Origin of the sequence: Nostoc sp. 2RC, assembly GCF_014222165.1 — a bacterium.
In the GTDB taxonomy this organism is placed as follows: Bacteria; Cyanobacteriota; Cyanobacteriia; order Cyanobacteriales; family Nostocaceae; genus Nostoc; species Nostoc linckia.
The window spans coordinates 1-8,945 of record NZ_JACKZU010000343.1; the positions used below are offsets into that span (position 1 = coordinate 1).

An 8,945-nucleotide genomic window follows, 5' to 3' on the forward strand; every position below is an offset into this window, starting at 1 on the left:
CACATAGACAAGACCCCTCCCCAACCCTCCCCTTGGCAAGGGGAGGGTGCCGTCAGGCGGGTGGGGGATCTGTCGCAAACATTTTTTGAATCGGTATTACTTGTCAGTTCTTAATTTGACCAGCACCAAAAAAAGAAGCCTGAATTATTCAAGCTTCTCGATAAAAAAGTAGTAATTTAATCGGAACTACTTAATTGTTACTTGACCACCAGCTTCTTCAATCCGCTTCTTAGCGTCTTCAGCAGCATCCTTAGCAATACCTTCCTTAACTGGTTTGGGTGCAGCTTCCACCAAGTCTTTAGCTTCTTTGAGTCCTAGACCAGTCAATTCGCGGACAATCTTCAGTACGGCAATCTTCTTATCAGCTGGAACTGATTCGAGAATCACGTCAAACTCGGTTTTTTCTTCTGCTACTTCAGCAACAGCAGCAGCAGGGCCAGGGCCAGCAATGGCCACGCCAACAGGTGCAGCAGCACTCACACCAAAAGCTTCTTCAATTTGCTTAACTAATTCAGCAGCTTCGAGTAAAGTTAAGCCTTTGAGTTTTTCCAAAATTTCATCGGTTGCAGTTGACATTGATATAACTCCTGTAATTTCTGATTATTTATTTGGTCATTGGTCATTGGTCATTGGTCATTAGTCATTAGTTGTTGACTGTTGAGTTTTGACTATTGACCTATCGATACATCTGTGAAATCTATTCGGCAGCAGTTTCGCTACTACCGTCTTTTTCTGCATCGGCTACAGCCTGCAAAGCACGAGCCAGCGAACCTGGAACTTCGTTGATACCCACAGCAATCTTGGTCGCCAAGGAATTGATTGCACCAGCAATTTGTCCCATGAGTTGTTCCTTAGATGGTAAGTCACCTAAAGCCTTGACATCATTTTCTTTGAGTAGGCGACCTTCCATCACGCCGCCGCGAAGTTCTGTCTTCTTGGTGGCTTTTTGGAAGTCTTGGTAAGCCTTAATTGCAGATGAAAAATCATCTTTGACTAGCAAAAAAGCTGAAGAACCTTTGAGCAGTTCTGACAACGGTTGCCATTTTTCCTGATCTTGAATGGCAATGCCCATCAGGGTGTTTTTAGTTACCTTGCAAACAGCACCACTGGGACGCAGCCGCCGCCGTAAGTCGGTAATTTCAGCAACTGTCAGCCCCTGATATTCAATTACCAGTGCCAAACTTGACTGGCTCAAAGTTTCTTTGAGGTCAGCTACGATTTCTTTTTTGTTTTCTAGCGTTCTACCCATTCCTATCTCACCTCCTCAAAACAATCAGCCGTTTCCCTACTTTTGTGTTTTTTCTTAACTAAATCGAAAACAACAAACCCCAGCTAAGATAGCCGGGGTTGATTAGTAAAACTTCTGAGGCCATACTTCTGGCACCTTTATCGGTGGGAATTCTGGCAATTAGAGTTTTCACCTCGGCAGGATATTAAGCTATTAGCACCTGCTGTCTCCGGCTTTGACTATTTAATTTTGGATTTGGGATTTTGAATTTCAGATAAGAAGTTGAAAATCTTTAAAATTTTCAGTCTCTTGTGATGAGCCTCCAATCTAAAATCTAAAATTTAAAATCTAAAATTCTATGCTGCTTCGCTTAGTTTCAAATCTCGTAGGGCGCTGATATCAACTTTAATCGCTGGCCCCATAGTAGCAGATACATAAAACGTCCGCCAATAGCGACCTTTAGCACCTGAAGGACGGTTGCGGTCAATTGTTTCTTGCAACGCCTTGAGGTTGACTAACAAATCTTCAGGCGAGAAGGATGCCTTACCAAACATAACATGGACAATGCCAGTGCGATCGGCACGAAATTCTAATTTACCAGCTTTGAATTCAGCGATCGCACTTGCGATGTCAAATGTCACCGTTCCACCCTTGGGTGATGGCATCAAACCACGAGGCCCAAGCAATTTACCTAACTTCGCTACCTGTGGCATAACATCGGGTGTGGCAATCAGCTTGTCAAAGTCCATCATGCCTTTTTGAATATCGTCAATTAGTTCTTCCGAACCTGCGATATCAGCACCAGCGTTTGTTGCTTCTGTTACTTTTTCACCTCTAGCAATCACCGCCACTCGCACAATTTGTCCTGTACCTTTGGGCAGTGCTACCGTTGTCCGCAACTGTTGGTCTGTATATTTGGGGTCAATTCCTAGCCGGATATGCGCTTCAGCGGCTTCCGAAAATTTAGCTGTTGCTGTTTCTTTTAACAGGGCTAGAGCATCTAGGGGTTGATAATCCCTATCTTCTACTTTCGCTTGTAGCCCCTGCAAACGACGCGATACTTTCTTTGTCATTTTTCTCTCCTGGGGTAATTCCGAAGCCTTGCCTCTCCCCCGATACAATTTTATATTTTGGAGTAAAAAGTGAGGAGTGAGGAGTAAAAAGTGAGGAGTTAAATATCAATAACTCATAACTCATAACTCATAACTCATAACTTTTTTAATCCGTTACCGTTACGCCCATATTTTTAGCGGTTCCTTCCACAATCTTCATCGCCGCTTCGATGTCGTTGGCGTTGAGGTCAGGAAGTTTGGTTTGGGCTATTTCTTGCAATTGCGCTCTGGTGATTTTACCAACTTTCTTTTTGTTGGGTTCGTTAGAGCCTCTTTCTATCTTCGCCGCCTTGCGAATCAGTACTGACGCTGGTGGCGTTTTGAGTACAAATGTAAAACTCCGGTCTTCAAAAACCGAAATTTCTACGGGTATCACCATTCCAGCTTGGTCTGCTGTTTTGGCGTTGTACTCTTTGCAGAACATCATGATGTTGACGCCATGTTGACCCAAGGCGGGGCCCACTGGCGGTGCTGGGTTGGCTTTTCCAGCATTTAAGGCCAGTTTAATGACCGCCACTACTTTCTTCGCCATTTATTTAACTCTGTTTCTCTACCTGATTAAATTCCAATTCTACTGGTGTATCTCTACCAAATATCGAGAGTAAGGCTTTAAGCTTACTCCGCTCTGGAGAGACTTCAATCACCTCGCCTTCAAAGTCCTTGAATGGGCCAGAAAGCACAATTATCTTATCACCAGTAGCCATATCGATTTTAACGACCGGCTCTTGTTCGCTTGTCTGTTTGAAGATGCGTTCTACTTCTGAAGCACTCAGTGGTATGGGGTTTACGTGTCCGCGACCCTTACTACTGCCACGTTTTTGTTCTGAACCAACAAAATTAATCACGTGGGAGGTGTTTCGTACCACCTGCCAAGTATCATCATCCATTTTCATCCGCACCAGCACATAGCCTGGAAAAACTTTCTCTTCTGTATGCTGGCGACTACCATCTTTGCGGATTTTAACCGCTGGTGTGTGGGGAATTTCCACCTGGATAATTTTATCAGCGACATCAAATGTTTGAATGCGCTGCTCTAGGTTAGTCTTTACACGCTTTTCACAGCCTGAGGCCACTTGTACAGCATACCAACGTGCTTCTTTTGACGCTGTTTCTGCTGTTTCACTTGTTTCCTCTGACTGCAACGTTGAGTCGCGTGGTTCCTCTGTTGCAAAACTCATTAGAACACCTGTTTTGCTGCCCAAGCAAACAATCCATCGACCAAGTATATCAAAGATGCCGAGAGCGCCACCATTAACAATACGGCGGCGGATTCGCTCACTATCTGTTTGCGACTAGGCCAAACTACTTTTTCAAGTTCTTCTTTGGTTCCTTGTATGAAGTTGCCGAAGCTAAACCCGTTTGTGGTTTCTGGCAATTCTGCTTCATTTTTTTTGGCCACGACCGTTTATCCCCCGTTTGTTACTCAATTTTGGATTTTGGATTTACCCAATTGAGGGCAAGGACGCTCAACTTGACATTTTAGTTTGTCCGTCTATTTAAATATTTAGATTTCTTCTCAATCCAAAATCTAAAATCTAAAATTCAGTCGTCCTGGTTTGCAACTTCGACTTTATTTTACTTACCGAAAGCAAAACAACTGCAAATGCAATAGCTATGCCCGAAAATATTAACACTAACTGCCATTTTAGCAGTTTGCGTAATTATTTCGGGCTTTGTTTTTGCTCTTGAGCGCGCCCTGGAGGACTTGAACCCCCGACATCAGGTTTTGGAGACCTGCGTTCTACCAACTGAACTAAGAGCGCACAAGCTGTTTTGGATTCAGCTATCGCGTTGAATTAAATTTTATTTTAACACAACACGAGATTTTAATCATAGCAGAATTTTATTGATAAAACAAGCTAGCGGCAAATGCCGCTTGAGCCTTGAGATTTCTCCCATACTTTATCATCAGGATAACTACAAAGGACGGTCGAAGCGTTGCTTGATCCGAGTTGCTTTGCCGACGCGATCGCGCAAATAATACAATTTGGCACGGCGTACTTTACCGCGACGTAAGACTTTGACACTCTCAATCCTGGGAGAATGCAACAGAAAGACTCTCTCAACACCCACACCTTGAAAAACTTTACGCACTGTAATAGTTTCGTTGATACCACCGTTGCGCTTGGCAATCACCACTCCTTCGTAAGGCTGTACGCGGTATTTATCGCCTTCTTTGATTTTTACTCCTACTTTTACTGTATCGCCCACATATATATCAGGCAGATTTGATTTTAGGTGTTCCGCTTCAATGGAGCGGATAATTTCTTGAGCATTCATAGTCTTTCTGTTTGCTGAAAAAAAAAACTCACAATCGTCAATTATAAATCGATAATCCTAAGCTGTCACGCATTTAAATTACATTCCTTCCTGACTAGTAGTTCGCTTTCGTTACTTAGCTCTTTAAAGGGGAAAGGGGAAAGGGGAAAGAGGAAAGGGGAAAGGGAAAAGGGGAAAGTTTTTAAATCCTTTACCCTTTACCCCTTCCCCTTTCCCCAGCCCGAAAGAAGCGCATTTTTGGGTTAGCAGAGTACTAGAAAGTGGGGAATGGGGAAAAGACTACTTTCATGTTTGGGTGTGAAACTTGCTTTATCTGGACTGCCTTGTGTTTTACTTCTACTACCAATGTTGAGGTCGTTCTACTTAATTTCACTGATACAACAGCCTGAAAATGAAAGCTATATTGCAAAATGCTACACCACAGGTATGAATTTATGAAATTTAGTGTTGTGATTACTACTTATAATCGCTTAGATTTGCTCAAAAGAGCAATTGATTCGGCTTGCAATCAAACCATTGAGTGTGAGGTGGTTGTTGCTGATGATTGTTCTTCTGATGACACTCAAGCCTATATTCAAAGCTTAGGCGATAAAATTGTTTATCATCGCAATGAAGTTAACCAAGGTCATGCAGCAACGGTAAATGCTGGAGTTGCCAAAGCTAGTGGCGATTGGATTAAGTTTCTCGATGATGATGACTATCTAGCTGCTAATTGTATAGAAGAAATAACTAAGGCCATCGCCCTTCGTCCCGATGCTGTAATCTGCTCTTGTGTTGCGGCTCAAGTAGATGCTAATGAAGTGGAACTTTCCCGCACTCCCGAAGTTGGCCCTGGTTTAGCTTTTTATATCCCACAAGCTGATATTCACTACGGGATGCTGTTAGAGCTTGTACCCTTTGGTACACCCGTACAAGTAGCTTGTCAGCGCGATGCTTTTTTGAAAACTAGTGGTTGGGATTCCACACTGGATGCTAATTGTGATGACATCGATTCCTGGATTAAGATTGCTCAATTTGGTGATGCTATTTTCTTAAATCAATGTCTTGCTTATCGTACTATCTGGCCTGGTGCATATAATCAAAAATTTTCTTTGCCTCGACGGTTGGCAACAAATATTTTAATGAAAGAGAAAATTTACGCTTTAGTAAATGAAGAACATCGTCTAAAAATTCCCCGTTTTCAGGATATAAAAAATTACCTCAAATTACATTGGAGTATAGTGGCGCTCAAGCAAAAAAATATTCAAAGCTTTCTGTCGATGATTGATTTGTCTGCACTTTCTCCTCAGTCTTGGAAGTTTTTGCTCAGTGCTACTTTATCGCGTCGCACTCAGGGAAAAAATTCTCAAGTTCGTAAACTTGTGTTGATTGAATCGTAGTAGAGGAGAATTCAGGAGTCAGAATTCAGAATTCAGGAGTCAAACTATTTTTGTCAATGCGTAAGTTCTAAATTTGACGACATACTTACAGGACTTACGCAACTTGCACAAGGGGGCGATCGCCATATAGAAATTCTTGATTAAATTAACTCTAAAGTGGCTAGATTTTGGCTATAATTAGTAACTAATATAAATAATTTCAGCCATTGAGAACCTAGTAAAATTTCCTGTATTTCATCTCCAGCAAATACAGGAATTTCCCATTCTTGATTATCTATTATTATCCTACCACTATAAACATCAAATTCAGTTTCTCCTTGAGCAGTTCTTAATTTATCTTGATTTAAAAAATCCCACTCAAGACTTTGTACATCTTGTTTATTCATGGCTAAAAATTCAGTAAATCCTGTATCTAACATTGTTTCTACAGGAAAACTAATACCATCCTTACCAATTAAATCAATTTCAAAATAAATTTGTCCATTTTCTCCAAATCTCCCCTCAATCATATTCTGCCACTAACTCCGGTTTCATTAATGCCAAAAATATGATGAATCACATGAGGATATTTTTCTCTGGCCATTTTACTTGCTACTTCTTTTTCACGATGGATAAAATAATCGCCACTATCAGGTTCAATGGCAATATACCAACCATAGTATTTATCTAGTATTTCTGGTTTTAAACGCTCAAAAATCACCCAACAACGTTCATAAAATGCCTGTCTTCTGGCTTTGTCTTCAGCTTTTTGTGCATCTGTCCATTGAATTTCCGGAAATACTCTCCCACGTCTGACTATTCTTTCTGGTGAAGAGTGTGTCATATTTTTGACCTGATGAAAGTTTGTTGTCCATATTTAATTATAAATATGTTGCAAAATTTTTTGTAAAGTATCACCCAGAGTTTACCTAATTCTTATCTTCTTTTATCCCGATTTATTAAGTTGTTACTGAATAAGTCTTTAAAGCTAAGTGGCTGAATAAATGAGCTATTGGTTAGTAGCAATTTGTAAATTTTACACGCTACTGGCTACTTTTAGTTACTTATCTTTATTTTTTATACATATGTCAAAAACTATGCGAATTATACATATTTTGAACCACATTCAAGAGATAGGTAACGGTATTGTGAATGTGGCTGTGGATTTGGCTTGTTTACAGGCCAAATCTGGGCATGAGGTAGCGGTTATTTCTAGTGGTGGTGAATACGAAATATTACTCAAAAAATATGGTGTTAAACATTACGAACTAGACCAAACTCGCAAACCAATAAATATGATTAAAGCAGCTATTGGTTACAGAGCGATCGCCACAAAATTCCAACCCGATATTGTTCACGCACACATGATGACGGGAGTCTTACTCGCGCGCATTTTTCAAAATCGTTACGCTTTGGTTTCCACAGTACACAATGAATTTCAGCGTGCTAGCCTACTGATGGGTTTAGCTGACAGGGTTATTGCTGTCAGTCAGGCGGTGCGAGATTCTATGGCACGGCGCGGTATCCCAGAAAATAAGTTGCGGGTAGTATGTAATGGAACGTTAGGGAGTCCCCGCACCCAGCAAATAGGAGATTATCAAACTTTAGCGTTACAACGTCCAGCCATTGCCACCGTAGCCGGTATGTATCAACGCAAGGGAATTGCTGAATTAATCGCTGCTTTTGAACAAATCGCTTCAGATTTTCCCCAAGTACATCTTTATTTGGTAGGTAATGGCCCTGATAAACAACTATTTGAAACACAAGCACAAGGGACTTCTGTGTCCGAACGCATTCATTTTGAAGGCTTTCAACCAGAACCCCAACGCTACCTCAAATCTTGTGACATATTTGTGCTGGCTTCTCACCGCGACCCCTGTCCTTTGGTGCTTTCAGAAGCCAGAGAAGCTGGAACTGCCATTGTTGGGACTCAAGTAGATGGAATTCCGGAAGCCTTAGATAATGGTCAAGCAGGCCTTTTAGTGCCAGCAAAAGATAGTCGTGCTTTGGCTGGTGTCTTAGTGCAATTATTGAGCGATAGTAATATGTTGCAAGAATGGAAACAACGGGCAAATCAAAATCTAGAACGGCTGAGTGTCGCCCGCGTTCATCAGGAAACATTAGCAGTATATGGTGAATTAAAGTCTTAACAGTCAAAACTTACGCACGAACTACGGTTTTACGTGATTACGAGGCGCAAACGCTTCGTTTTTCGTTACGATTGCGTAAATCTTAACAGTGTAGCGATCGCTTAGATTATTGCCCATGAGATTCACTAATCATTCTTTATTTTGTGTGGTAAAAAGTCAACTATTTTTTTAATTTTTATTAAGATAAATTGAATGATTGTTGTTAAATTTTTTAACCTATATCACAAGTCAAAACAATTGATTTTTTGCAAATTATTTGATATTGCATATTGAACTACAGTACTTTTCGTTTGCATGAAATACAAAATGATAGGTTTTCAGATTTGCAGAAGGGGAAAAGTACATGTGATTGTGAATTTTGGGTTTTGTATACTGCTAATTTTCCAACTAAAGATGTAATCATCTGCTCGATTTTGTAAAGTTCAATAAACAGCGATCGCTTTGGTAACGATGCAGGTTAAGCTAAAAATAATGTAAACATAAATACAATTTTGTTTTTCAGGAAAACATCAGCTTTTAAAAACTTTCTTAAAAAGCTGGTTAATTTTGGCTATTCAAAACATATATTCACAACATCATAATGTGATTATTTGTATGTATTGGAAAATTTTTTCCTTTTTTGAAATCAATAATTTAATTAATTTTCGTCTATGAACCTTATCTCAACAGGTTGAGATTTGATTTCAATACACACTTTGATTGCCAGGGTAACACAGATAAGTGTAAGCCTATTAAGTTGTTTATTAAAGTTGAACTTTATATATAAAAATGAAAAAAAGTAAAAATTTTATAAATTGAAAACATCAAAAATATAAAC

11 protein-coding genes, 1 tRNA gene and 1 other annotated feature are annotated in these 8,945 nt (G+C 40.2%); of the genes, 2 read left to right on the forward strand and 10 right to left on the reverse strand.

All coding sequences use genetic code 11. The features are described 5' to 3' along the window. Nucleotides 1-186 precede the first annotated feature (186 nt). The 8 genes from rplL to rplS all read right to left on the reverse strand — a co-directional run bounded on the left by rplL (nt 187) and on the right by rplS (nt 4,620). A complete protein-coding gene (rplL, locus tag GNE10_RS27695; protein WP_099069693.1) occupies nt 187-576 on the reverse strand; it encodes a 50S ribosomal protein L7/L12 in 390 nt (129 codons plus the stop codon). Nucleotides 577-697: 121 nt separating this feature from the next. Next, nucleotides 698-1,249, reverse strand: a complete 552-nt coding sequence (gene rplJ, locus GNE10_RS27700) for a 50S ribosomal protein L10 (protein WP_099069692.1) — start codon at nt 1,247-1,249, stop codon at nt 698-700. 62 nt (nt 1,250-1,311) lie between these two features. Further along, nucleotides 1,312-1,479, reverse strand: a sequence feature (ribosomal protein L10 leader region). 105 nt (nt 1,480-1,584) lie between these two features. Further along, nucleotides 1,585-2,301: a 50S ribosomal protein L1 gene (gene rplA, locus GNE10_RS27705; RefSeq protein WP_185568769.1), complete on the reverse strand. Its 717-nt coding sequence runs from the start codon at nt 2,299-2,301 to the stop codon at nt 1,585-1,587. A 145-nt stretch (nt 2,302-2,446) separates the two neighbouring features. Beyond that, on the reverse strand, nt 2,447-2,872 hold the full coding sequence (rplK, locus tag GNE10_RS27710; RefSeq protein WP_073640554.1) for a 50S ribosomal protein L11: 426 nt from the start codon (nt 2,870-2,872) through the stop codon (nt 2,447-2,449). Between the two features lie 4 nt (nt 2,873-2,876). Continuing rightward, a complete protein-coding gene (nusG, locus tag GNE10_RS27715) occupies nt 2,877-3,518 on the reverse strand; it encodes a transcription termination/antitermination protein NusG (protein WP_099069690.1) in 642 nt (213 codons plus the stop codon). Continuing rightward, complete coding sequence (gene secE, locus GNE10_RS27720; protein ID WP_069071556.1) at nt 3,518-3,739, reverse strand: preprotein translocase subunit SecE; 222 nt, start codon at nt 3,737-3,739, stop codon at nt 3,518-3,520. The genes nusG and secE overlap by 1 nt, the downstream gene beginning before the upstream one ends. A gap of 291 nt (nt 3,740-4,030) precedes the next feature. Next, a tRNA-Trp gene (locus tag GNE10_RS27725) sits at nt 4,031-4,103 on the reverse strand. Nucleotides 4,104-4,257: 154 nt separating this feature from the next. Next, nucleotides 4,258-4,620 (reverse strand): 50S ribosomal protein L19, encoded by a 363-nt coding sequence (gene rplS, locus GNE10_RS27730; protein ID WP_099069689.1) that lies wholly within the window; start codon nt 4,618-4,620, stop codon nt 4,258-4,260. 434 nt (nt 4,621-5,054) lie between these two features. On the opposite strand from rplS, the gene GNE10_RS27735 reads away from it, so the two are divergent. After that, on the forward strand, nt 5,055-5,999 hold the full coding sequence (locus GNE10_RS27735; protein ID WP_185568772.1) for a glycosyltransferase family 2 protein: 945 nt from the start codon (nt 5,055-5,057) through the stop codon (nt 5,997-5,999). Between the two features lie 140 nt (nt 6,000-6,139). Here GNE10_RS27735 and GNE10_RS27740 read toward each other — a convergent pair whose 3' ends face one another. Both GNE10_RS27740 and GNE10_RS27745 read right to left on the reverse strand, forming a co-directional pair. After that, the gene (locus GNE10_RS27740; RefSeq protein WP_185568775.1) at nt 6,140-6,508 is read right to left on the reverse strand and encodes an aspartyl protease; all 369 of its coding nucleotides are present in this window, start codon (nt 6,506-6,508) and stop codon (nt 6,140-6,142) included. Continuing rightward, nucleotides 6,505-6,822: a hypothetical protein gene (locus GNE10_RS27745; RefSeq protein ID WP_185568777.1), complete on the reverse strand. Its 318-nt coding sequence runs from the start codon at nt 6,820-6,822 to the stop codon at nt 6,505-6,507. Before GNE10_RS27745 ends, GNE10_RS27740 begins: the two co-directional genes overlap by 4 nt. A 253-nt stretch (nt 6,823-7,075) precedes the next feature. On the opposite strand from GNE10_RS27745, the gene GNE10_RS27750 reads away from it, so the two are divergent. Then, entirely contained in the window at nt 7,076-8,128 is a 1,053-nt protein-coding gene (locus GNE10_RS27750; protein WP_185568780.1) for a glycosyltransferase family 4 protein, read from the forward strand. Nucleotides 8,129-8,945: the final 817 nt, after the last annotated feature.

Coding starts and splice junctions, on each gene's coding strand:
- rplL (WP_099069693.1), bottom strand. CDS start 576: ATGTCAACTGCAACCGATGAAATTTTGGAAAAACTCAAAGGCTTAACT.
- rplJ (WP_099069692.1), bottom strand. CDS start 1,249: ATGGGTAGAACGCTAGAAAACAAAAAAGAAATCGTAGCTGACCTCAAA.
- rplA (WP_185568769.1), bottom strand. CDS start 2,301: ATGACAAAGAAAGTATCGCGTCGTTTGCAGGGGCTACAAGCGAAAGTA.
- rplK (WP_073640554.1), bottom strand. CDS start 2,872: ATGGCGAAGAAAGTAGTGGCGGTCATTAAACTGGCCTTAAATGCTGGA.
- nusG (WP_099069690.1), bottom strand. CDS start 3,518: ATGAGTTTTGCAACAGAGGAACCACGCGACTCAACGTTGCAGTCAGAG.
- rplS (WP_099069689.1), bottom strand. CDS start 4,620: ATGAATGCTCAAGAAATTATCCGCTCCATTGAAGCGGAACACCTAAAA.
- GNE10_RS27735 (WP_185568772.1), top strand. CDS start 5,055: ATGAAATTTAGTGTTGTGATTACTACTTATAATCGCTTAGATTTGCTC.
- GNE10_RS27740 (WP_185568775.1), bottom strand. CDS start 6,508: ATGATTGAGGGGAGATTTGGAGAAAATGGACAAATTTATTTTGAAATT.
- GNE10_RS27745 (WP_185568777.1), bottom strand. CDS start 6,822: ATGACACACTCTTCACCAGAAAGAATAGTCAGACGTGGGAGAGTATTT.
- GNE10_RS27750 (WP_185568780.1), top strand. CDS start 7,076: ATGCGAATTATACATATTTTGAACCACATTCAAGAGATAGGTAACGGT.